The organism is Nostoc sp., assembly GCF_036919895.1.
Lineage (GTDB): Bacteria > Cyanobacteriota > Cyanobacteriia > Cyanobacteriales > Nostocaceae > Nostoc.
On record NZ_JBALBW010000129.1, the window covers coordinates 1 to 24,560 of the forward strand.

Here is a 24,560-nt window from a genome sequence, read left to right on the forward strand (position 1 = left end):
TCGTAGGGGCAATTCATGAATTGCCCCTACGACGCGGATCTATTTACCTCAATGAATGATTAATAAAAACCTGAAACGGCGTATTTACGTTGATTCACAACATGATTGTTTTGTACAGTGCGTAAGTCCTATAAATTGACTTTTCCATCAGAATAAACTAATAAAATTGAATTAGGCGTGGTAAAAAATCAGCTAAATAACCTGAAACGACAAGCGTGGAAACCGATTATTCAAGATGGGGAAAGCACTTTAGACGCTTCCAAAACTTCTGGCAAAGTCTGGTTTTCTCATGGAGAGACTTGGCCTGTCTGTCCTAATTGTCAAAACCCAATGAGGCTGGTTCTTCAACTAAATCTTCAGAATTTACCTAATAGCTTAGAAGAAAAGTTCGGCTCTGGTCTTCTTCAGCTTTTCTGCTGTGAAAGTAACTTTGAAATAAAAACTGGCAGATTTACTTTAAGAGAGCCTATATCTGTGAATTCTTATATATCTGTGACTACTTATGAAGATGAGTTTGGCAAAGAAGTTATAGAAGAAGTAGTTATAGAAACATCAGAACTCTCCGAGGAAGAATCAGAGTTAATTCTTGGCAATACAGAACCGATTCTTGAAGAGTTAATAGATATTTGCTGGATGCAAGCATGTCAAGCATTTTCAATATCTCAGGTTATTATGATCGTTCAACCAAAAGGTGAAGTAAATCACGTTGAAGTCCCCGAAATGGAAAAGACTTTTCCTACTAAGTTTATCGTAGGTTGGGAAGAAATTGAGGATTACCCCCATCCTGATGAAGTAGAACAATATGGGACTTTATTTAATGATAAAAACAAGGTTTCGAGTGAATATATTTTATTAAACAATCTAGGAGACAAATTAGCAGGTTGGCCTTGCTGGGCACAAGATATTGAATATCCTAAATGTCCTCTCTGTAACCAAAAGATGGATCAGTTTATTTTTCAGCTTGAGGAGTACGAAACTACAAATTTTCCTTACCCCCATTCTGGTTTGGGTGTAGGGTATGTTGTGCAATGCCCAACGCACAAAGAACAAGTCGCTTTTTTTTGTCAATTCACCTAATGGTGTAAAACTATCGATCTGTTTTTTACCGCTATGCTAAATCTTATATTAGCTATAGGAATCCAGTTTAATTTTTGAACAAAATTAGGTAATTCTGCGCTATCAAAGAGTAGTACAGAATTTATACTGAATTCTGACTCCTGAGTTCTGAATTCTTCATTTATAAAACATTCTGGAGGTCGTAACAATGACAGTTGCCAAGAATCGAGCAGACCGAGTAATGCTTTATGACATCAGCTGGCAACAGTTTGAAAATCTTCTCAAAGACTTGGGAGAGCATCGAGCAGCACGGTTAGCTTACGATCGCACTACTTTAGAAATTATGACACCTTTACCTGAACACGAACATTATAAAGAGGTAATTAGCGATTCAGTCAAAGAAATCGCTGAAGAGTTGGATTTGGACTATGAAAGTTATGGTTCGACTACCTGGAAGCGAGAAAGCCGAATGGCAGGGGTAGAATCAGATAACTGCTTCTATTTCCAGAATGAAGCTATAGTTCGGGGTAGATTGGATTTGGACTTGAAACAAGACCCACCGCCTGATTTAGCACTGGAAATTGATATTACCAATAAATCTCTAAATCGTTTTCCCATTTATGCCCGTCTGGGAGTACCAGAACTCTGGTGTTATGACTCTGGCGAACTCAAGATTTATCACCTGCAAAATGGGGAATATGTCGAGTCAGAGAAGAGTTTAGTGTTTCCTACTTTAGAAATTCGATATCTGCCGAAACTCATTGAACAAAATCGAGCAGATGGCAGACGGGCAATTCGTCAGGCGGTGCGGCAATGGGTGAGGTCAACTACCCAGTGAACCTAATTACGAATTACGAATTAGGTTGCTGCCACATTCATTGCTGCTAAAAAAGCCTTCTGGCTCACATCTCTGTAAACTGTATTCAAATACTTCATTACCACATCACTCGAAGTTGAATTTACTGCATTTTCCTCTTCCTTCGCTAAGGGGATTGCTCCTAATACATCTAATATCATTTCGCTAGTAGACGGCGAAATCACTACCAAGGATGACTCTAGTGGCTCATTGTATTGCCAGAAGTAATCAATTTTTACCAAGTATTTGTTATTAGAAATTGACTCTTGAATATCGGGCGTTTCTGTGGTGGTGGGTTGAATCTTGGCAGTACGTAACTGACGTAAATCGCTGATAATTTGCTCTTTGGTGCGTCCGCGCAATTGAAATAGTACAAAGGGATCTTCACTGAAGCGATCGCCTAACTGATAGTACAATGCACCAATATGCTTACAGGGATTTACTTTATCAGGACAAGAGCATTTACTCTGGACATCACCAAGGGTAAAAGGAAATATCGAAAGACCATTAGCTGTAAAGACTTCTTCTATATTTTGTGGCATTTCTCCTGCTAGTAGCTTGGCAGCAAAAATTGCCCTTTGGGACATGGTTTCAATTACATAACCCCACTGTTCATCGCTAAAAGGTTCAAGGGAAAGGGAAACTTTATAAGGTTCTATTTCACTACCTTGCACCCTAGCTAATACTTTTGCACCTTTAAATTCAATACTGAGAACATTTCCTTGACGAGCATAGTTTCTTGCGCGTTCTAAACGCTTTTTAAATCGATAAGAATCTAGTAAATCTAGCCATTGTTGTGACCACCATTCGCGGCTTGCTTGTAATGTGTAATTAGTCATAAATCAATTAAAAATTTTATTGGACGGGTTTGTAGTGAGTGCTTTAGCGCTCAAAACAAGGACTAAAGTCCTTACTACAAACTTATTCTGGATCATCGTCAATTATTGCACTGCGGTCTAGTATTAGTAAATTGCGAAGTTGATCTGTATCCATTTCAGTTAACCATTCTTCACCAGCACCTACAACTTGTTCAGCGAGTTGTTTTTTACTTTCAATCATGTCATGTATTTTTTCTTCTAATGTGCCTGTGCAAACAAATTTATGTACTTGTACATTCCGAGTTTGACCAATGCGAAATACTCGGTCTGTGGCTTGATTCTCGACGGCAGGATTCCACCATCTGTCAAAGTGAAATACATGATTTGCTCGTGTTAAATTTAGTCCTACTCCACCGGCTTTTAGAGAAAGAATCATAATCGGCGGCCCTTGGGGGTCGTGTTGGAAACGGTCTATCATTTCCTCTCGTTGTTTTTTACTGGTACTACCATATAAAAAGAATATTTCTCGCCCAAGCTGTTTTTCTAAATAGGGTTTGAGTAATTTACCCCACTCAGCAAATTGTGTAAATATTAAAGCTCTATCGCCTTCTGCTAAAACTTCTTCTAACATTTCTTCTAGCCGCAGAAGTTTAGCTGAATTATGTTGCTCTAATGTCACCTCTTTCAAATATTGGGCTGGGTGATTGCAGATTTGTTTTAGTTTGATTAGTAAAGCCAAAATCATCCCCCGACGTTGCAATCCTTCAGCAGATTCTATGTCTGCTAAAGATTGTTCTACAACTTGTTGATAAAGTGCAGCTTGGTCGCCAGTTAGACCGCAAAATACGGTCATTTCTTGCTTATCTGGTAAGTCTTGAATGATGTCGCGATCGCTTTTCAATCGCCGCAGGATAAATGGCTGAACTAATGAACGTAATTGAGCCAAAGAAGCCGTATCTCCATACTTTTCAATTGGCATGGCAAACCGACGCTGGAAAAATTGCTTGTTGCCTAAATATCCTGGATTGAGAAAATCTAAAATAGACCAAAGCTCTTGCAATCTATTTTCTACTGGTGTCCCCGTTAATGCAATGCGAAACGTAGCTTGTAATTGCCGTACTGCTTTTGACTGCTTCGCCTCGGAATTTTTCACATTCTGGGCTTCATCTAAAACAATTATTTGCCAAGAGACACTTTCTAATGACTTGATATCTCGATGAAGAAGTGAGTAACTGGTAACGATTAAATCGTGTTTTTTCACTGCTTCTATAAACGCTTTATCTTTTGGGCGTTTGTCACCGTGATATTGCAAAATTTTCAGGCTTGGTGCAAATTTATTGACTTCCCTTTCCCAGTTACCTAAAACAGAAGTTGGACAAACTAATAGAGTTGGATTTTCGAGTGCATCCTGTTCTTTTAAGTGCAGTAGAAAAGCAATGAATTGCACAGTATTATGACAAATAATATTGTTAGCGACAAAATTATGATGTTCGCTAACTTCAAAGTCATAAACCCATCCATCATAATCTATCTCCTCTATTGATTCTATCCGGCAATAAAATACCTCTTGGTCGAGAAGACATTGCAAAGATTGTCTGGTTAAACTTAACTGTTTTATGTCCAGTTGAGTATATGCTGTCTGGGTTTGAGTTGTCCACTTAGAAGGTTTTAGTAGCTGATACTGCTCTTGGGCTTCTCCACTAATCATGCGGCTCATCCCAGCTATTACTCGCTGTAAACTATCTTGAGAAAATTGCTGTGAGCCATTAATATAAACAGTGTTGTGCATCCCAAAATGCCGCAACGGTAGTCCGGTTGATCTAACTGTTTGGGCAACAATATCAGACGCAGGAATTCCTTCAATATTTGTATTGCTGACTAGTTGACAAATTTGCTCTAATTTTCTCTGTTTTTCTGAGTTATTAAACCCAATTTCCTGTAAAAATCTGCGGGCAGAATTCCCACCGATTACACCAATATAATAGGTGCGTAAAGTACGAGATCCATTAGTGGCACACTTTAGTTTTGGCGATATTCGCAACCAAATACCGAAACGACGCAATAGTGAAGAAAGTTGCTGAATTAGGAAAGCTGAAGCTGTAGAAACCTCAATACTACCCATACTCAAAATAACAGCAGATTCAGCATCAAAATAGTTTTGTAAAAATATTCGCACACTATTCAAGTCTCCCTGCATGATGAAGGGCGGAATAGATTTTTCTGCCGACAGTTTCCCCCAAAGATAACCTTTAGCTTCTAAAAATTGTCGATAGGCTTGGCTGTTAACTCGAAGAGAAGCAACTCTGTTGGTAAAGGTAGAGATATTAGGGCTGTTAATTTTGAGGTTATAACGCTCTTTTATGCGTTGGCAAGTCTGGAGTAGATCGTCTAATACTGCGATATCTTTTTGAGATATTGTGAATCTTCCCACATCGGATAATTCATGCCCTTCGGCAATCTGCCAAGCGAGAAACTTGACTAAATCAGGGTCTTGTGATTCTCCATTCCAAAGTGTTTTACCTGGTACACAAACGTAATCACCTACGTGTAAGTTATTTGTCCAACCTTTATTTGTTAGTAGCTTGTGACGATGGGTGATAGTAATACTATTCCCATCTTCTAGAGTGATTTTTCGTAATTTCTCACAGACTTGCTGGCGATACAACCGTTTAACATTAGCTTGGACGATTTTGCCAGTTTCTTCATCTATGGAATTAACTAATAATTGTTCTGTGGGGTTAGCCCAAAATCCCTCGCCGTCAAACTCTGTTTCTCCAGCGTGAGTTGTCCAGATTGTCTCGGCTGTGCGTAATAGTCCGTTTACATCTATTAAAGTATCGTTTGCTACGCATTTACCCAATCCCATATCGTCGGCGAGACACGCGCCTAAGCCCCAACGTTCCAAGAATGACAGCCAAGCAGCACCTCGTTCTTGATATGGTCGTAACTGTCCTTTAAAGCCTGTTGGAGTGGGTAAAGGCGCGATCGCTTGATTATTGCTTAATGCCCCAATTAACTCTTGTAATGCCCCAGATGCCTCGAAGCTGACTACTGGTAATTTTTCAATTACCTGGGTATCCCCTGTACTGAAACGCAAAGCATCTTCCAAGGAAAGCGCCATTTGGTCTTTGCGAGTGGTAAAAAAGGTTTGGGCTGTTTTGATGTCTTGAGGGCGCAATTCCACCCACTCACCGTTAATTTCCACTAACGGACTATTTAAAGCCACAAGTTTATCAAACTCAGCTTTGGAAATAGTTTGTCCGCCAATTGCTAATTGCCATTGGAAATTTAGCAGACTTTGCAAGCCTAAACGTCCCTGCTTTTTCTTTGGGGTTTCGGCAGTAATTTTCAAACCCAAACGATTCGCCCATCCTTCGCGGTTCGCCAAACTAGGAGGCAAAATTACTCCCAAACCACTGTCTTCCAACCGCCAAGCTACAGCTTTGATAAACTCATAAGCTTGGATGGGGGTGAGACGAGAAAATTGGGGATATTCAGTTTCAAAACTAGGTGCGATCGCAGGATACAATCGGGAAGCTACCCCCAAACCTCGCAAAAATGTTTCTTGTGGTTGCTCAATTGTCCGATTTTCATAAACAAATCGTTCAACTGGATTGTTCCAAATAGTTGCTGCATCCACTACAAACTCAGGATCGTCAGCCGCTTGCAGGAAATATGCTAATATCCAATCTGTTTCACCAGACTCTGGAGAACGCAGTTGAAAACAAGTACGAAATAAAGTCTTAAGAGTTAATTGGTATTGTAGCGGCATCGTCCAAGCTTTTAGTGCTGCTTCCAGTCGTTCCACTTCATTTACATCTGCATTGATTGGATGAGATGCAGTAGTTAAAGCTTGCAACCATTGTCGCACCGCATCTTTACCAGTTGCGGTTTTAGCTTCAATTGGAGGTTGAGAACCTACCATTTCTCGCACTTGGGCATCTATCGTACTGTTGAGAAATCCCAAAAGTAATTCTTGACGTTCGCCCGGAAAGTCCACATAGAATAAGGATTTGGAAAACTCCTCCCCAGTCCCCAATCCCTCTTGATAAGTACGACAAACCAACGGCATATCCGCAGAAAATTTTTCTAGGCGAGTTCCATCTACGGCACTGTCTAGAAGTACTTGCCATTTAGCAGCAAACCCACCATCTGATTGTCTGTCAATTTTTGGTAAAAACTTACACCGCGAGATTAAATCTAAACTCCATCGGGAAACTTGCGACCAAAAACGTAAATCTCCTCCTAAAAAAGCATCTTCCCCTTTGGCAGCATTTAGGGGAATAGCAGCAAGAAATTTTACTGCTTCGCTGGGGTTGAGACAAAAACCTTCAACTCGCCACGGTTGCAAATATTGCGGGGAGTCTGTATCTAATCCCAAGCTGGCAGAATGTACGGGGAAAATCGCAGATGTATCTTCTGAGATATAAGTTGGTAGGGCAATAATTTGGGAATGCGTTGGTAAACTGATCTCAGTCGTACTGGCTGTTTTACGGGTTCGCCCAGTAGTTGCGTTGGCTTTGCCCGCCGTTTGCGTAGCGTCTCGTAGAGAAGGCATCGCAACTTGGGGTTGCTGAATAAAGTTAGTAATCGCCATCTTCTGGGAAACCAACCACTCGCTTAACTCAACCGATGTCATTGCCAATGGATGTACCGGGATATCTTCAGCTCCATTAGGCTCAAAATTTGCCCGTGGCGATCGCCAAGTTTCTCCCCAAATGAATAAACAACTCTTTTGACTTTTTAGTAACCAATTACCGTGTAAAATCGCCATTTGCCAAATACTCAGATTCTCGTAAAATTAAATAATTTAACTCGCAAAAACTCTAGTTATTACATCCGATCGATCGCATTTATAATAAAATACTTGCATCCAATAAAATTTTCAAATAATTATCTGCATAAACATTATTAATGGATTTCCCCTTTGTTCAACTTATAAAAAATAACATAATAGTAGAGCTAGATTATATGCACCCTCAAGAACAAGAGGCTGTAAGAGCATTACTCAATGTTGTAATTGTTGAAGGTAAAACTTATCCCCAAAAACAACCTCTATCTCAGGCAGAATTTACAACTTATTGGTTAAGCAAGGATGCCTTTGTTGTCAGGACATCTGGTCAGGATGCGACACACAAACCAAAAGAAATATTAGGGGCATTTTATTTAAAACCAAACTTCCCCGGTCGGTGTTGCCATATTTGCAACGCTGGTTTTATTGTACAACCTGGGTTACGCGGTCAGGGGATCGGGCGGTTCATGGGGGAGGCCATGCTCTTGATAGCAGCAAACCTGGGCTACGAGGCTGTGATGTTCAATTTGGTCTTTGAAACCAATATACCTTCAATTACCCTTTGGCAATCGTTAGCATTTGAGATAATTGGGCGAATTCCGGGTGCGGCGAAGCTAGGGGATGAACAAGTGGTAGATGCGCTGATGATGTATCGTTCTTTGGGTTGAACCACTTCTCTATCTTTGTATGTACTAGAAGTCAGCCCTAGTGCATAAATGTTAGGATTGCCACAGAAAGAGAATAGCGAAAGAGAAGGAAAAAGAACTGAATGGCAGAAGTTGATAAGTCAATATCCTTCGATGGTAGGGATATTCGACTGAAAGTAGGCTTGCTAGCACCCCAGGCAGGTGGGTCGGTTTTGATAGAATCAGGGGACACATCTGTTTTAGTGACAGCTACGCGATCGCAAGCCAGAGAAGGCATTGATTTTCTTCCCCTCACAGTAGACTATGAAGAAAGGTTGTATGCTGCTGGTAGGATTCCCGGCGGGATCATGCGGCGGGAAGGTCGTCCACCAGAAAAAACAATTCTCACCAGCCGTCTTATAGACCGTCCCATGCGTCCTTTGTTCCCCTCATGGCTACGGGATGATCTGCAAATTATTGCCTTAACGCTGTCGATGGACGAGTTAGTTCCCCCCGATGTACTAGCAGTTACAGGCGCTTCCATCGCTACCCTGATTGCCCAGATTCCTTTTAATGGGCCGATGGCAGCAGTTCGCGTTGGTTTAGTGGGAGATGATTTCATTATTAACCCCACTTATGCAGAAATTGAAGCCGGAGATTTGGATCTGGTAGTAGCCGGTTCACCGCATGGCGTAATCATGGTGGAGGCGGGAGCCAATCAGTTGCCAGAACGAGATATCATCGAGGCAATTGACTTTGGTTATGAAGCAGTGCGGGATTTAATCAAAGCGCAGCAAGATTTGGTAGCAGAACTGGGTCTAGTGATAGTGCATGAAGCACCACCACAAGTAGACCAGACGCTGGAAAATTATATCCGCGATCGCGCCAACGGTCAGATTAAGAAAATCCTGTCGCAATTTACCTTCACCAAACCCGAACGCGATGCAGCTTTAGATGTCGTCAAGGATGAGATTGCCGCGACGATTAGCGAACTGCCAGAAGAAGACCCCATTCGAGTTGCCGCAACTGCAAATAAGAAGGCACTTGGTAACACTTTTAAAGATATTACCAAATACTTCATGCGGCGGCAAATAATCGAAGATAACGTTCGCGTTGATGGTCGTAAACTAGATGAAGTGCGTCGTGTTTCTTGTTCAGTTGGTGTCTTACCAAAGCGAGTCCACGGAAGCGGTTTATTTAACCGAGAACTAACTCAGGTATTATCCGCTTGTACTTTGGGTACGCCAGGGGATGCTCAAAACCTCAACGATGATATGCAGTTAGACCAACATAAGCGTTATCTGCATCATTACAACTTCCCGCCGTTCTCAGTGGGTGAAACCAAGCCAATGCGTTCTCCAGGAAGACGCGAAATTGGTCATGGAGCATTAGCAGAGCGATCGCTCCTACCTGTGTTACCCTCAAAAGAAGAATTTCCCTACGTGATTCGCATCGTATCGGAAGTACTTTCTTCCAACGGTTCCACCTCAATGGGTTCAGTCTGCGGTTCCACCCTCGCCCTCATGGATGCTGGTGTACCAATTCTCAAACCCGTCAGTGGCGCAGCAATGGGTCTGATTAAGGATGGGGACGAAGTGCGAATCCTCACCGATATTCAGGGCATTGAAGACTTTTTGGGCGATATGGATTTCAAAGTTGCGGGGACGGATACCGGAATTACCGCCTTGCAAATGGATATGAAAATCTCCGGTTTGTCGTTGGATATTATTTCCCAAGCCGTCCACCAAGCCAAAGCAGCCCGGTTGCATATTCTGGAGAAAATGCTCGCTTGCATTGACACGCCACGGGTTGAAACCTCACCTTATGCCCCACGTCTGTTAACAATCAAGATTGATTCAGACATGATTGGTCTGGTCATCGGGCCTGGTGGTAAGACTATTAAGGGGATTACAGAGGAAACTGGTGCAAAAATTGACATCGAAGATGATGGCACGGTGACAATTTCGGCTGTGGATGAGAATAAGGCGAAGAGAGCCAGAAACATCATTCAAGGCATGACCCGCAAGTTGCACGAAGGGGATGTCTATGCAGGACGCATTACTCGGATTATACCGATAGGTGCATTTGTGGAATTTCTGCCTGGGAAAGAAGGGATGATCCACATTTCACAACTAGCTGATTACCGCGTTGGCAAAGTTGAAGATGAAGTAGCGGTGGGCGATGAAGTGATTATCAAAGTGCGGGAAATTGATAACAAAGGTCGGATTAATCTCACCCGTTTGGGTATCCACCCAGATCAAGCAACAGCAGCACGAGAAGCGGCGGCGGTGAATCGGTAACTCGATTTGGGATTTTAGATTTGATCTAAAATCCGCGATGCCTACTGTGAAGGCATCGCTGTTTGCTTCTCTAATTAGTTTTCAAACTGTTATATATAAATTTACCCGGCTCTCAATTGTTAATTTATTTATTAGATACTTGACAGTTTCAAGGTAGTAAATTTTACTGTTTATTCAGTGTGTTGAAGTTCATCGACACCACTCCTCAGAACCTTGAAAACTGCATAACTTCGTTGACTGGTGTCGATTACTTGTGCAGTAAGGGTTTCCGGCTAAAAAATCCATCTCTTATTCAGAACTTATCGTATTTATTGACATTATTAAAAGTGGTGTCGAATAGGGGTCTGAAACACTATCCTAGTAAGGGTTTCAAAAGGTAACTCTTTACATAACCACTTCCCCTAACTGGGATATCATCTGAAACTCAGTGAAGACAACGAATTGAACGCTAATTCATTATTGATATTATTCTGGCAACCCGTAGTTTAAGTATTTAAAAATACATTAGTTGTCTACTTACAAATAGAGCAAATTGCCCGATCGCGGCGACACAAGAAAATGTGATCAAAAACACTTTTTTCTTGTAATCAGTCATAATCTATGTAATTTGTGCAATTAATCTCCCGTCAAAAATATCATGGCTTTAGTTTCAACCATAAGTAAACTGACATCAACTCAAGTCCCTACACTCAATGATTGCAGTTCACAAAACATGCTCAACTACTTCCAAAATTCTTGGGAACTTGAAGAAACACTCATGAAAAGTTTGATTGGGGAAGAAACTTTTTATCTGAACCCCGATCCTTTAAGAAACCCTCTAATTTTTTATCTAGGTCACTCAGCCGTTTTTTTCATCAATAAGTTAATTGGCGTTGGTTTAATCAAAGCTGGAATTAATTCCCAATACGAAACCCTATTTGAAATCGGAGTCGATCCACAAACACCGACAGAACTCGACGCAGCGATGAAAGCGGTTAGCTGGCCTGATGTAAAAAAAGTTTGGCAATATCGAGACAAAGCACGAGAAGCGATCGCAAATATAATTCAAAATACCTCCCTGAATCTCCCCATTCATCAACAACATCCCTTCTGGGCTTTGCTGATGGGGATAGAACATAGTCGGATTCACTTTGAAACCTCTTCGATGCTAGTGCGTCAATTGCCTAGCGATCGCCTAAAATGTCCCCAAGGCTGGGATTATGCACCTAGCAAAGGGAAAATTCCCAAGAATGAAATGCGCCAGGTTTCAGGCGGTGTGGTGAAACTAGGAAAACCCAAGAACGATTTTACATTCGGTTGGGATAGCGAATATGGCGATCGCACTGTTGCAGTGAAACCATTTTTAGCTAGTCAATATCTAATTAGTAATGCAGAATATCTGCAATTTGTTGAAGCTGGTGGTTACAACAATCCAGACTACTGGAATGCTGAATCTTGGGATTGGAAGCAACTCTACAACGTAGAACATCCCAAATTCTGGATACCCTCTCAGGATGGCTACCGCTATCGAGCCACATTTGACGAGATAGACTTACCCTTAGATTGGCCTGTGGAAGTCAATTACTACGAAGCGATCGCATTTTGTCGTTTTCAAGGCTCTGAAATCCGCTTGATGACTGAAGCCGAATGGAATCAAGCCTTGCTTACCTCTGAGGATAACTACTTCTCAACTAACTATAATCTCAATTTACAATTCATTTCCCCTAGTCCAGTGGGAATGTTCAAACCAGCTAATAGCGTATCTGGACTTTACGATCTGCGAGGAAATCTCTGGGAATGGTTGGGGGACACATTCAACGCCTTACCAGGATTTGAACCTCACCCGCTTTACGAAGATCAAGCAGCACCGTTTTTTGATGATAAACATCAGATGATGCTCGGCGGTTCTTGGGCTACTAATGGTTCAATGGCATTACCAACTTATCGCAACTGGTTTCGTCCCTACTTTTATCAACACGCTGGTTTTAGAATTGCTCAAGACATTTAAAAGGAGATTACTAAGAATGAGGCCAAATCCAATCGTACCAGAACCAGGTCAAGAGTCAGTTTGGGATTATCCCCGTCCGGCTCGTTTAGAAGATAGCAACAAATCAATTCGGATAGTTGTTAATAGTATTGTTTTAGCAGAAACAAGTAAAGCTAAAAGAGTCATAGAAACTAGCCATCCTCCTTCTTATTACATTCCTTCAGAAGACATTAAACTAGAATATCTGATAGAAACACCTAAAAAAACTTGGTGTGAATGGAAAGGCAAGTGTCAATATTATGATATCAGCGTTGGCGATCGGTATATAAATAACGCTGCTTGGCGATATTTTGACCCCTCACCTGATTTTGTAACGATTCAAGAATACTATGCTTTTTATCCTAGTTTAATGGATGCTTGCTATGTAAATGACGAGCTAGTTATGTCTCAATCTGGTGATTTTTACGGGGGATGGATTACTACTGATATTGTCGGGCCATTTAAAGGTACTCCCGGAACAATGGGGTGGTAATTTATCAAACATAATTCAGTAGTCTGAATTAATTTGACAATAGGATTCGCTATCAATACTGCTCGGTTAAGGCAAAAAATAAAAAATGTGTAGGTTGGGTTGAGGAACGAAACCCAACCAACAAATATCCTTAACCGAGCAGTATTGGATTCGCTATAAGCTACTCAATCCAAATTACCAGACGACTTCATCGCGATCTTCTCCAAAGAAGCTACAGGAAACATAATTCCTGGCTTCTTTGTCGGAGAATTTAGTGTATTGAATAACCTGTCCCAAAATCCTTGAATTCCATAGTTTCCTTTGAAACAACTGTGGTGAAGATCGTGAAAATCTGATGGGACAAAAAATATTGATAAAGAACTATGACCTTCTAGGTTGTAAGCGTTGCCTATAATAGTCCAAGCACATAACTGAGTTATATCATACCCAAATATAAAAATAGGTAAAAGGTCTGTAATAGTAACAATAATATATTCAGTGAAACTCTTATGTCCAGCAACAAAACTTGATGAGTCGGCGAACTCATGATGTTTCAGATGTATTTTCTGCAAGAATTTTCTGTGAAGTAGCGAATGGGAAACGTAAAAACAGAAATCAGCAGCAATTATTCTCATCAAGAACCATCCAAAGTTTAACAGTAAACTATTTCCTCTATTTACCTCTGGTGCTAAATAGAGGAAAATTAAAGCTGCTATGAGACTTTTGATTTCTCCAGTAATAATGCCTTTGGCAGTAAAGGAAGGAAATGGTTGTTTTTTGACTTTCTTAACTCTGGCAGTTAGTTTCTCTCTCAAATTATCATTTTTTTTAATTACCTTTTCGATGAAAAGACCAATGCTATAAAATGAGACAGAACCAACAAGCCAGTATAACAAAACCTGAGCGGTCAAGTTGAGTTCTATATTGTGTAATAGCCAATAAAATATTTGCTGAACAATTGTGCAACTAATGGCGATTTTTAGATAAAATTCAACCTCGAAACAGAAATTAAAAATTTTTTTCATCCCTGTGTCCTTGTAATGGGGCTTTAACCGTCTTGTTCTATAGGACTAGTATTTGATTTTTGAAAAGATACGTAGGGGAGCCAGTGGCGTGGGCGGGTTTCCCGACTTGAGCGTTGGCGACGCAGGAGCGTCACTAGCGTTGTGTTAGCACGGAGAGTACGACACCACCTTGGAATCAGGTGCGTTACGGCTTACGCCTAACACACGCTACATATACTTAGATTTTTTCATAAATCAAATACTAGTCCTATATATTTAATTACGCCTACCTACTTAACTAGTATAATTTACAGCTATTTTTCACATAAATAGCTGTAAGAGGATATTTGAAAAGTATTATTTATACATCAATACGGTTTAGTTAAGCATTTCTTTGTCCTCTTTGCGTCCTTCTCTACGAGACGCTGCGCGAATGCGGTAGCCTGCGCCAAGCCGAAGCGTCTACTTCAAAAAATTGACTATAGATGCTAAATGAGTTCTATAAGCCCACGTTCACATCAGACGGTACCTTCGGTTTATGAATTTGGCGTTGAACTAATACAGTACGGCGGAAATCCAGCTACCATAGCGATTAACAAGATAAAGGTGGCAAACTTGCGCCACAGTGTGTTAAATACATTTGTCATGGCTTTCTACTTTTACAAAGGGTTATTATCTGAATCATGGATGTAATTGCTGCATTTCAATTTATTGCAAAAATTAATAAGTTATTCCCGATCTTGATAAATTATAATAGTTGTGCTTTTGGTTACAATATACCTTTGAATCAGTGGGTTTTACCACATAAAAGTTGCTGTCCAGGTTCGCACAAAAACTTATTTTGTCTGCCAGCGTAGTAATGCTTAAAATAGTGCCGACATTGCGAACAAGTACTTCAACAGATTTATTAACAAAACTTTATCTATATAATTAGAAGAGTTTTGAAGTAGTGTAAAAAGTAAGTAAATTGAGGATGAAATCATGAAATTTGGAATTGATAGTGGGCACAATTGTCCACCAGATACAGGAGCAAGCGGGATTAAATTTGAGGATAATTTAACTCTTGATGTCGGTAATAGAGTGATAGCCAAGTTAAGAGCTTTAGGCAATGAAGTTGTAGTCTGTAGACCGAGTAGTGCTCGGACAGTAACTGAATCACTCTCAAAAAGATGTTCTACAGCGAATGGCAGTAAAGTAGATATTTACGTCTCGATTCATTTTAACTGTTTTAATGGACAAGCTAATGGCACAGAAGTATATGCAACTAGCGACACAGGGAGAAAAATCGCTAAACCTGTATTAGATGAAATCATCAAGTTGGGATTTTTTAATCGCGGTGTTAAGAGTGGTTCCCACTTATATGTTCTGAAAAATACAGATATGCCTGCAATTCTTGTAGAAGGTTGCTTCATCGATTCCCAAAAAGATATGAATCTTTTTAATCCAGAAGCAATGGCTAATGCGATCGTTAAAGGCTTAACAGGGAAAGTGCCAACTACTCCTGTTAACCCCGTACCAGATGAAGAGGAGAATGTAGATGCCACTATTCTCAGACTGCAAAAATCCTTAAATCGACTCAAAATAACTGATAAAAATGGTAAGGCATTAGTAGAGGATGGCTTTACTGGGGCTAGCACCAAATCTGCTGTAGAAAAATTTCAGACTATTATCGGAGTTCAGACGACTGGAATTGCTGACGAAACCACATGGAATGCCATAAATCTAATTTTGGCAAAACGAATCATCAGACCAAACCATGCTGGTGGTGCGGTTGTGAGATACTTGCAATACCGTTTAGGTGTTGATAACGATGGTGTTTACGGGCCGCAAACAGAGGTTGTAGTTAAGAACTTTCAAAAGCAAAATGGTTTAGATGCTGATGGAATTATCGGGCCTAGTAGTTGGCAGAAATTAATTGGTTAGATAGATTGAGGAGTAGGCATTGTTTGTAGTTGGCACTTTAGCGAAGACAGCGCCAACTATGAACTTATGAAACTCAACTTGATAGACTACTCAGCTTTGAGTTCACAAACCTGGTTTATTTTGGTGAAATCAATAGTGAGGAAAGGGTTGTACAAAAATAGGATTTACTTACAAGAGATCCCCCAACTCACTTAAAAAGGGGATCTCTTGGTTCTTCTCCTTTATAATTAAAAGAAATAACCAGAGCATAGGAAGTCACATCTGTTGCCGACAGAAATATGTTCAACTTAACCATGTTTGCGTTTGATAACTATCAATCGCAGTTGGTCATAGGTAATTTCCTATCGCTCTGGTGCTTTTTTGGCGGTGAAGTTTCGCCAAAAGTATAAAAGTAAAGGGCTTTCCAAGCCTATAATAATTGTTACTACTTTGTTGTATAGGTGGACACAATTTTTCGATCGTCTCTGGCTCAATCCAACAATATTTCAGGAATTTCAGTGCGATCGCCGCTAAAATCAAATTGTCAATGTTCTGAGCATCCTACGGGCTAATTTTACGTAAGTTTTCACAGTAGCGTAAGGCGTTTCTAAATCTTGAGATATAACCTGCAATGATTCTCCCATCTCCCGGCGTGCTAAGATAGTTGCCCAAGTAGAAGCAATTTTATCAGTGCGATCGCCTCCTGTACGTTTTCGTTGTGCGGTGAATAGAGCTGTCAATTCATCAATGCGTTCTCCCAGCAGATTTGTTAGCACCTGAGTAGGTGAGCTTACCTCTGGTTCCACCCAATCTAAGCGAGTTTGTCCCAATCCAAAAGTAGTTTTGTGTCCCGTACCACAGTAGGGAGCCAGTCGTGCCAAAGCATAAAACAATCGGGTAAACTCAGAGTTAGCCAAAGCAGCCTTACTTAAACCACAGGACATTACCCCTGTGAACCCAGTTACCGAACCTCGTTTACCAGCTGCTACCTTCATCTATTCCAAGCGATGCAAAAGTATTTATATTTTAATCTAGTGTACCTTATAACAGACGGAAGTGCTGTAATCTTGCAGTAGCTTGGCATTCTGCTGAACTCCGTTGTTTTAACGGATGATTGACGACCTATGGCCAGTAATTCATCAAATAACCTAGCTAGTGCTTATCGTAAGTAACTTGGCGGGAATAAACCAACTTATGTTACGAAACATAAACAGGCTTAAAAACCTTATTAATGACTAACAACAAAGAATAAATGACAGTATTTTTTAGTTAGCTTTAATTGCACCGACCTACTTAGTAAATATATAAATTGATAGTCAATATCAAGCATAGATAAATAACACTTTTTCAAATCTTTAAATATTAAAACTTTTCTTTATAGAATTTTCATGTAATTAATAACTATGCAACCAAAAAACATGAGATTATCCAGTGTATTGGTAATTTTTATTTAAAAATCATCAAAACTTTGATCTTCCTTTAAAAAAGGATGGAGCAATGTGAATATTTAAACAAAGTTACATAACAAAGATAGACAGAACACGGTGTTCTGTTGTCAAATGTGTAATTGATTAATCCTATAACAAGAAGTAAAAAAAGATATGTAAAATTACACTTTCTATTACTTAAGTATGTATATTATGTAATTGGGTGTTACGTTGTCTCAACTTTATGCACTAGCACAACGGTGAGATTAGAAGCTCTCAAGAGAGGTGATTTATGATGTAGTAAATTCACCAAACTGAATTTACTACATCATAAATTCAGAAATCGCTTGAAATAAGACAAAGATTCATAAGGACTAATATGCCCTTAGAGTAGTGTCTAGCACTTCTTGCTCGTAAAGGTTTTTCTATATACATTCTTTTAAAGAAGATATAGCAATGTATATAGCTTTATATTATTTTATTTTCATTGATACAAGCACTAAAGGAGCATAAATAGAAAGAATTTGTATCAGCAACTGAGTGAAATAGTATTGAAATTAATAAATATATTAATAGGCAAATAATGTTCCGCTTATCAATATGTTCAAGCTAAAATCATTCTGTATTTTTTTGAAACCATTCAACATAAAACTAATCCACAGCCATTGATTGTGGAATTAGTTTTAGTACTATTGTGAGGCATATATCTCAATGAGTGATTCACAGGTTCTTAATCAACCGTTGTCAATAGCTGCAAGTTCAACAGTTACTCCATCAGCTTTACAAACCATCGATCCACCACAATCCAATATTGTTCGGGCTAGCGCCAGTGCAATCTCTCAGGGAAATGGACTTAAAGCAGAGTACTACGATAATATCGACTTCACAAACCTGAAGGTAACTCGCATAGATCCGACAGTGAACTTTGTCTGGGGTGGTGGTTCTCCAGATCCTTCTATAGGTGCAGATACCTTCTCAGCCCGTTGGACAGGTCAGGTAGAAGCCAAGTATAGCGAGACCTACAACTTCTACACCACTGCTGATGATGGTGTACGACTGTCAGTGAATGGTCAGCAAATCATTAATAAGTTTGTCGATCAATCTGCCACAGAATCCAGTGGTTCGATCGCACTGGTTGCAGGTCAGAAGTACGATATTAAACTTGAATACTACGAAAATCAATACAGTGCGGTTTCTAAGCTGGCTTGGTCAAGCAATTCTCAGACCAAGGAAATTATTCCCCAGTCACAACTGTATAGTAATCTCAACGCACCTGGTAATGGCAACGGACTACAAGCCCAGTACTACGATAATATCGACTTCACAAACCTGAAAGTAACTCGCACAGATCCGACAGTGAACTTTATTTGGGGCGCTGGTTCTCCAGATCCGTCCGTCGGTGTAGATACCTTCTCAGCCCGTTGGACAGGTCAGGTGCAAGCTAGGTACAGCGAGACTTATAACTTCTATACCAATAGTGATGATGGTGTGCGACTGTGGGTCAACAATCAACTACTCGTCGATAAGTTTGTCGATCAATCTACCACAGAAAACAGTGGCTCGATCGCATTAGTTGCAGGTCAGAAGTATGACATTAAACTCGAATACTACGACAATCAATACAGCGCCGTTTCCCAACTATCTTGGTCAAGCAATTCTCAGACAAAGCAAATCATTCCTCAATCTCAACTGTATTCACCGGAATCTCCAACCACCATCACATTAGGATCGGCTTCCACAACTGTAAGTGAAGGTGCTGGTAATGCCATCATCACCTTGCTGAGAACTGGTGATTTAAGCGGTACATCTTCAATCAAGTATGCCACCTTCTCTGGTACTGCCACAGCAGGAGTTGACTACGGAAGTGAAGGCACTGAAAGCGGTGGAACAGTTATTTTTGCACCAGGACAAAGCAGCAGACAAGTAGCTATTCCCATCAATGACGATTCTTTAGCAGAAGCAGATGAAACATTTAATTTTGTTATTGAGCAGCCAGATGGGGCAGCACTAGGACTCCAAAGAACTCTCCAAATTACGATTCAAGATAACGATCGCTCTGGCATCGATTTCAGTCAGCCAGTAGTTAATGAGGGTGATGGTACTGCTACGGTTACAGCTACACGCGGTAACGCTACCGGAGCTGCTAGTGTGAACTACGTAACTGTGGATGGAACTGCGAAAGCGGGATCTGACTACCAGGCTGTATCTGGAACCTTGTCTTTTGCAGCAGGACAAGTTAGCAAGACAATTGTTATCCCCATAATTAATGACAATGTTGGGGAATCAAATGAAGCATTTACTTTGAAGTTTAGTAACGCTGTTGGAGTCCAACTAACTAATCAACAGACAACTATCACTATTCTTGATAATGACTCTGGTAAGTTTGTTATAGATTCGGTAGCTTCTGGTTTGACTCAACCCACAGCTTTTGACTGGACATCTGACGGTAAGACCATGTTCATTGCCCAGAAAGACGGGGTAGTGCGAATAATGAAAAATGGCAGTTTATTAGCAACACCATTTATCGATATTTCTCTAGAGGTAAGTAATGTTAACGATCGCGGTTTGTTAAGCATTGCCGTCCACCCAGATTTTGGCAAAAATCCAAACGGTAACAACTACGTTTACCTGTTGTATAGTTACGATCCACCAGAAACCGATCCAAATAACCCTAAAAACAATCCCAATACCACATTAGACGATCGCGACAAGAGATCGAATCGGACTGGAAGGCTAACTCGCGTCACAGCCGATCCCAGCACTAATTATACTACTGCCATTGCTGGCAGCGAGGTTGTACTGGTAGGCACAAATGGCACTTGGGAGAATATCAGCCATCCAGAGGGAGATAGCACAGATGTCACACTTGGCTACGCACCATCAGGAATTATCAACAAAGATACTGGTAAGATGTTTACCAGCTTGCAAGATTATCTCAATAATCTTGATAAAGTCCAAAATATCCAGAATTTTGTCGCCAACGATAGCGCATCTCACTCAGTTGGTACTGTAAAATTTGGTACTGATGGTTCTCTGTTTGTTAGCTTCGGAGATGGCACTTCCTACAATGGCATAGATCCGCGAGCACTTCGCGTCCAGGATATCGATAATCTGTCCGGTAAACTCCTGCATATTGATGCGATTACAGGTAAAGGTTTATCAAGTAATCCTTTCTACAATGGCGATCCCAATAGCAATCGTTCCAAGGTCTATGACTTTGGTCTGCGTAACCCCTTCCGGTTCACAATTGATAAGAATACCAATACCCCCTATATCGGTGATGTTGGCTTCAGTACCTACGAAGAGGTGAATATCGGAAAACCAGGACAAGACTTTGGCTGGCCATTCTATGAAGGTGGTCTTGATGCCAATGGCAATATTGTCAGCCTGAAACAACCAAAATATGCTGTCCTAGATGCGGCGCAAGATTTTTATAATAGTGGCAAAGCAGTTACAGCGCCAGCTTACACCTACCAGCATTATTCTTCCAATTCGATTATTGTGGGTGACTTTTACACAGGTAGTACTTTCCCCTCAATCTATCAAGGAGCCTTATTTGTTGGTGATTTCAGTCAAGGAACTATCGATGCTTTGAAATTTGATAGTAATGGCAAAGTTGTCTCAGTTAATCGGTTTGCTACCCTGACAGCAGAACAAGGAGTGCCTACACAAATGACTACTGGACAGGATGGCAATCTGTATTTCGCAAACATTGTCACAGGCGAGATCGATCGCTTCCGATCTGTTTAGAGATGACATATCAGCGAACAGTTATGTGACTGTTCGCTGATTTTGCTCAAGATAACTTTGTCAGAAATCCCAATAGTTTTTTGGCATTTGATGTTAAGAGTGTGCGGCGATAAGTATCAGCCGCCTTTTTTATAGCTTCGGCTTGAGTGGGATAAGGATGAATCACACTGCTTAATTTACTCAAGCCGATTTTATTCACCATTGCTGTAGTTATTTCTGAGATCGTTTCACCCGCATGACTGGCGACAATAGTTGCACCGATAATTTCATCAGACCCCTTTTTATGGTGGATTTTGAGAAATCCTGATTCTTCACCATCGGCGATCGCTCGGTCTACACTATTAAAAGGTATCTTGATTGTCGTCACTTCAATACCTAATTTCTGCGCCTCGTGTTCGTACATGCCTACGTGGGCAATTTCTGGGTCAGTATAAGTTACCCACGGCATCACCAGACTACTGAGTTTCGAACGCCCTAAACCAAAGGGAGAAAACAGCGTATTTTTAATTACAATCCGCGCCGCTGCATCAGCAGCATGGGTAAATTTCCAGTTCATGCAGATATCGCCAGCCGCATAAATCTTGGGATTGGTCGTCTGGAGGTAATCATTTACCTTTACACCTTGGCGCTTGTCGTATTCCACCCCCACTGATTCTAAATTCAAACCTTCCACATTTGGCGATCGCCCCGCACCGACTAAAATTTCGTCTACTGTCACCGAATCTCGATGACCATTGGAGGAAAAATAAAGCCGTTTCCCCTCAGTAACAGTTACCACTTCTTCTAATTTGGAATTCAAAACCATGCGAATTCCTTCACTAATTAAAACCTTTTGCAGAATTTCAGCAGCTTCAGCGTCTTCTTTATTCAGCAGATGAGAACCGCTATGGAAAAGTACCACCTCAGAACCCAAGCGCCGGAAAGCTTGCGCTAATTCGCAACCAATGGGGCCGCCACCAATCACCGCCAAACGTTCCGGTCGTTGAATTAGGGAAAAAACCGTCTCATTAGTTAGATAACCCGCCATTTCAATTCCTGGAATCGAAAGTTGTGCGGCTCTTGCGCCAGTAGCAATTACAGCTTTTTTAAACCGGAGGGTTTTGTCGCCAACTTCCACGGTATTTTTACTTGCAAATCGGCCGCTACCTAAAAAGACATCGACACCTAACTTTTGAAACCGCTCCGCCGAGTCATTATGACTAATATCAGCCCTTACCCGCCGCATCCTGGCCATGACTTTAGGAAAATCAACATCAATATTATGTTGGGGAATATTAACTCCCAATTCTTTAGCATCCCAGATTTCGCCAACGACGCGGGCAGACCGAATAATAGTTTTAGATGGTACGCAACCAACATTTAAGCAATCTCCACCCATGAGATGCTTTTCAATTAACGCCACTTTTAAACCCAAATCCAAACCAGCAGCCCCCGCAGCTACAACTAATCCCGCCGTACCAGCCCCAATTACTACCAAATCGTAAACATCTGCCGGTTGAGGATTAACCCAGTTTGGCGGATGGACGTAAGACACTAACTTTTGGTTATACTCATCCGTTGGGCGAACCGTGACTCTCTCTAAATCTGAATTGGTCATTAGCTAAACCTCTTCTAAGAATTGTAAATACTAAAGTCAACTGCCTTTTAGGGAATTCAAAATTAGGAATCCCGATAAATTAAGGCGGCTCAGTCTTTTATTTTTTATGTTTGTTTAATAAGGAATACAGCCTTTGAGTTGTTTTGTCCGTTTGAGAATTGACAGATTCGATTGAAGCTTTCCTGTATATAGCGTTTACTAATCACATGAGGTACATCATAGTCCCCTCCTCGCTTGCGGGGAGGGGGTTGGGGGTGGGGTTCTTATACCTCACTCAACTGAGAACCGCTATAAACGTTTCAACAATCGATAATTTACAGCAATTTGCTGTTGAATAGACCACAGTGGGGTCAATACGGTTCGGTTAAGGTGTTTATTCCTCGGAGATCCCCCCAACTCCCCTTCAAAAGGGGGCTTATAACTATCTTTTACCCCCTTAAAAAGGGGGTCGCCGTCGGCGGGGGGATCTTAACCGAACCGTATTGACAGTGAGGTAGCACAATTATGCTGTCCTACAATTCCTCTTCTAAAGCTTTGCGGGCAATTCGGGTGACATAAACTGTAACGGCGACTGTCGCAATCAAACCCAAAATCCGAATTGCCCATTGTAAAGTTGGGTTGGTAGGTTGAGCTTCAGTACCAATCATGGCTAGATTACCTGCAAGGGAACCTATATAAACGTACATAATAGTTCCGGGAATCATGCCTACAGAGCCGATGAAGTAATCTTTAAGTGAAACTCCCGTGATGCCAAAGGCATAATTTAATAAATTGAAAGGAAATATAGGTGAGAGTCTCGTTAACAGGACAATTTTTAATCCTTCTCTACCAACTGCTTGGTCAATGGCGGCAAATTTCTTGTTATCTGCGATTTTACCAGCAACCCAGCCCCTTGCTAAATAACGTCCCACAAGGAAGGCAGCAGTAGCGCCAAGGGTCGCACCGATAAATACGTAGAGAGAACCCCAAACTGCACCAAAAATTACACCTGCTCCCAAGGTGAGAATAGAACCTGGGAAAAAAGCGACGGTAGCGATAATATAAATGGCAATAAAAGCTATGGCTCCCAACGCACCCAAGCTATCAATCCACTGCAAGGCTTCGCGTAAAATAGCTTGGGGATTAAAAGAATTTGGATTTAGAGATTCTTGTGCAAAAGCCGAGTCTGTATTTAATAAAAAAGCACTGACCAATATTAATAATATTAATGTACTTAGACTAAAAAATTTCTGCAAGTGCTTAAAATCAATACTTTTAAATATCTGGATGATTGTTAGTTTTGTCATGGATTGTTATTTCTTGGATTGCTACACTTTGAGCTAATGCTTTTTGAGCAACTTTTGTAATATATACAGTTACGGCAACGGTAGCAATTAACCCAACTACTCGCATTACCCATTGCCAGACTTGAGTTTCTGGACTAGTTGGTTGATGAGCCGTGTTAATCATGGCAAGATTACCAGCTAAAGAACCAATATAAACGTACATTACAGTACCGGGAATAATCCCAAAGGAACCTAATATATAGTCTTTCAGAGAAACCTGTGTTATTCCAAAAGCGTAATTCAATAAATTGAAAGGAAAAACGGGAGAGAGACGAGTTAGCAAGACAATTTTCCATCCTTCTTTAGCAACTGCTAAATCAATCGCTTTAAATTTAGGATGTTTGTCCATTTGTCGAGAAACCCAATCTCGCGAAAGGTAGCGGCCAACGAGAAAAGCCGAGGTTGCTCCAAGCATTGCAGCAATTAGCACATATATTGACCCCCAAAATACTCCAAACAGAAAACCACCTTCGAGCGTTAAGAGGGAACCTGGTATAAACAGTAATGTTGCCAAGTTGTAAATGACTATGTAAGCGATCAGCAATTCTCATTTTGAAATAAATAGAGTATTAACCCCATTTTGAAAATCAAAATGTAGTACAAAATAACTATTTTTTTAGAGAAAGGAGA

At 40.8% G+C, this 24,560-nt stretch carries 14 protein-coding genes and 1 pseudogene; 8 read left to right on the plus strand and 7 right to left on the minus strand.

The features are described from left to right. Positions 1 to 177: 177 nt before the first annotated feature. Both V7K55_RS25210 and V7K55_RS25215 read left to right on the plus strand, forming a co-directional pair. Entirely contained in the window at positions 178 to 1,077 is a 900-nt protein-coding gene (locus V7K55_RS25210; protein ID WP_334835722.1) for a DUF1963 domain-containing protein, read from the plus strand. 187 nt (positions 1,078 to 1,264) lie between these two features. After that, a complete protein-coding gene (locus tag V7K55_RS25215) occupies positions 1,265 to 1,894 on the plus strand; it encodes a Uma2 family endonuclease (protein ID WP_334835723.1) in 630 nt (209 codons plus the stop codon). A gap of 20 nt (positions 1,895 to 1,914) precedes the next feature. On the opposite strand, the gene V7K55_RS25220 is transcribed toward V7K55_RS25215, so the two are convergent. Both V7K55_RS25220 and V7K55_RS25225 read right to left on the minus strand, forming a co-directional pair. Beyond that, on the minus strand, positions 1,915 to 2,751 hold the full coding sequence (locus V7K55_RS25220) for an SWIM zinc finger family protein (RefSeq protein ID WP_334835725.1): 837 nt from the start codon (positions 2,749 to 2,751) through the stop codon (positions 1,915 to 1,917). A gap of 82 nt (positions 2,752 to 2,833) precedes the next feature. Beyond that, the gene (locus tag V7K55_RS25225; protein ID WP_334835727.1) at positions 2,834 to 7,504 is read right to left on the minus strand and encodes an SNF2-related protein; all 4,671 of its coding nucleotides are present in this window, start codon (positions 7,502 to 7,504) and stop codon (positions 2,834 to 2,836) included. Between the two features lie 140 nt (positions 7,505 to 7,644). Here V7K55_RS25225 and V7K55_RS25230 point away from each other — a divergent pair, with 140 nt between their 5' ends. The 4 genes from V7K55_RS25230 (at position 7,645) to V7K55_RS25245 (ending at position 12,946) form a co-directional block, all read left to right on the plus strand. Next, entirely contained in the window at positions 7,645 to 8,190 is a 546-nt protein-coding gene (locus tag V7K55_RS25230; protein ID WP_334835729.1) for a GNAT family N-acetyltransferase, read from the plus strand. A 101-nt stretch (positions 8,191 to 8,291) separates the two neighbouring features. Next, positions 8,292 to 10,448 carry a polyribonucleotide nucleotidyltransferase gene (locus V7K55_RS25235; protein WP_334835731.1) on the plus strand — a complete coding sequence of 719 codons (2,157 nt, stop codon included), beginning with the start codon at positions 8,292 to 8,294 and terminating at the stop codon, positions 10,446 to 10,448. A 637-nt stretch (positions 10,449 to 11,085) separates the two neighbouring features. Continuing rightward, positions 11,086 to 12,435, plus strand: coding sequence for a 5-histidylcysteine sulfoxide synthase (gene ovoA, locus V7K55_RS25240; RefSeq protein WP_334835733.1), 1,350 nt, complete (start codon positions 11,086 to 11,088; stop codon positions 12,433 to 12,435). A gap of 16 nt (positions 12,436 to 12,451) precedes the next feature. Then, positions 12,452 to 12,946, plus strand: coding sequence for a DUF427 domain-containing protein (locus V7K55_RS25245; protein WP_334835736.1), 495 nt, complete (start codon positions 12,452 to 12,454; stop codon positions 12,944 to 12,946). Positions 12,947 to 13,110: 164 nt separating this feature from the next. On the opposite strand, the gene V7K55_RS25250 is transcribed toward V7K55_RS25245, so the two are convergent. Next, complete coding sequence (locus V7K55_RS25250; RefSeq protein ID WP_334835739.1) at positions 13,111 to 13,950, minus strand: sterol desaturase family protein; 840 nt, start codon at positions 13,948 to 13,950, stop codon at positions 13,111 to 13,113. Between the two features lie 960 nt (positions 13,951 to 14,910). On the opposite strand from V7K55_RS25250, the gene V7K55_RS25255 reads away from it, so the two are divergent. Continuing rightward, entirely contained in the window at positions 14,911 to 15,852 is a 942-nt protein-coding gene (locus V7K55_RS25255; protein WP_094346921.1) for an N-acetylmuramoyl-L-alanine amidase, read from the plus strand. 515 nt (positions 15,853 to 16,367) lie between these two features. Here V7K55_RS25255 and cas6 read toward each other — a convergent pair. Continuing rightward, a pseudogene (cas6, locus tag V7K55_RS25260) lies at positions 16,368 to 16,826 on the minus strand (CRISPR system precrRNA processing endoribonuclease RAMP protein Cas6); the annotation flags it as partial. A gap of 1,143 nt (positions 16,827 to 17,969) precedes the next feature. On the opposite strand from cas6, the gene V7K55_RS25265 reads away from it, so the two are divergent. Further along, the gene (locus V7K55_RS25265) at positions 17,970 to 21,008 is read left to right on the plus strand and encodes a PA14 domain-containing protein (protein WP_334835741.1); all 3,039 of its coding nucleotides are present in this window, start codon (positions 17,970 to 17,972) and stop codon (positions 21,006 to 21,008) included. Between the two features lie 46 nt (positions 21,009 to 21,054). Here V7K55_RS25265 and V7K55_RS25270 read toward each other — a convergent pair whose 3' ends face one another. The 3 genes from V7K55_RS25270 to V7K55_RS25280 form a co-directional block, all read right to left on the minus strand. After that, complete coding sequence (locus V7K55_RS25270) at positions 21,055 to 22,605, minus strand: mercuric reductase (RefSeq protein ID WP_334835743.1); 1,551 nt, start codon at positions 22,603 to 22,605, stop codon at positions 21,055 to 21,057. 512 nt (positions 22,606 to 23,117) lie between these two features. Next, positions 23,118 to 23,891: a TVP38/TMEM64 family protein gene (locus tag V7K55_RS25275; RefSeq protein WP_334835745.1), complete on the minus strand. Its 774-nt coding sequence runs from the start codon at positions 23,889 to 23,891 to the stop codon at positions 23,118 to 23,120. After that, positions 23,860 to 24,474 carry a TVP38/TMEM64 family protein gene (locus tag V7K55_RS25280; RefSeq protein WP_334835748.1) on the minus strand — a complete coding sequence of 205 codons (615 nt, stop codon included), beginning with the start codon at positions 24,472 to 24,474 and terminating at the stop codon, positions 23,860 to 23,862. Before V7K55_RS25280 ends, V7K55_RS25275 begins: the two co-directional genes overlap by 32 nt. Between the last annotated feature and the right edge of the window lie 86 nt (positions 24,475 to 24,560).

Excerpts from the sequence above, each read along its gene's own strand:
- V7K55_RS25215 (WP_334835723.1), top strand. The coding sequence starts at position 1,265 with ATGACAGTTGCCAAGAATCGAGCAGACCGAGTAATGCTTTATGACATC.
- V7K55_RS25220 (WP_334835725.1), bottom strand. The coding sequence starts at position 2,751 with ATGACTAATTACACATTACAAGCAAGCCGCGAATGGTGGTCACAACAA.
- V7K55_RS25225 (WP_334835727.1), bottom strand. The coding sequence starts at position 7,504 with ATGGCGATTTTACACGGTAATTGGTTACTAAAAAGTCAAAAGAGTTGT.
- V7K55_RS25230 (WP_334835729.1), top strand. The coding sequence starts at position 7,645 with ATGGATTTCCCCTTTGTTCAACTTATAAAAAATAACATAATAGTAGAG.
- V7K55_RS25235 (WP_334835731.1), top strand. The coding sequence starts at position 8,292 with ATGGCAGAAGTTGATAAGTCAATATCCTTCGATGGTAGGGATATTCGA.
- ovoA (WP_334835733.1), top strand. The coding sequence starts at position 11,086 with ATGGCTTTAGTTTCAACCATAAGTAAACTGACATCAACTCAAGTCCCT.
- V7K55_RS25245 (WP_334835736.1), top strand. The coding sequence starts at position 12,452 with ATGAGGCCAAATCCAATCGTACCAGAACCAGGTCAAGAGTCAGTTTGG.
- V7K55_RS25250 (WP_334835739.1), bottom strand. The coding sequence starts at position 13,950 with ATGAAAAAAATTTTTAATTTCTGTTTCGAGGTTGAATTTTATCTAAAA.
- V7K55_RS25255 (WP_094346921.1), top strand. The coding sequence starts at position 14,911 with ATGAAATTTGGAATTGATAGTGGGCACAATTGTCCACCAGATACAGGA.
- V7K55_RS25265 (WP_334835741.1), top strand. The coding sequence starts at position 17,970 with ATGAGTGATTCACAGGTTCTTAATCAACCGTTGTCAATAGCTGCAAGT.
- V7K55_RS25270 (WP_334835743.1), bottom strand. The coding sequence starts at position 22,605 with ATGACCAATTCAGATTTAGAGAGAGTCACGGTTCGCCCAACGGATGAG.
- V7K55_RS25275 (WP_334835745.1), bottom strand. The coding sequence starts at position 23,891 with ATGACAAAACTAACAATCATCCAGATATTTAAAAGTATTGATTTTAAG.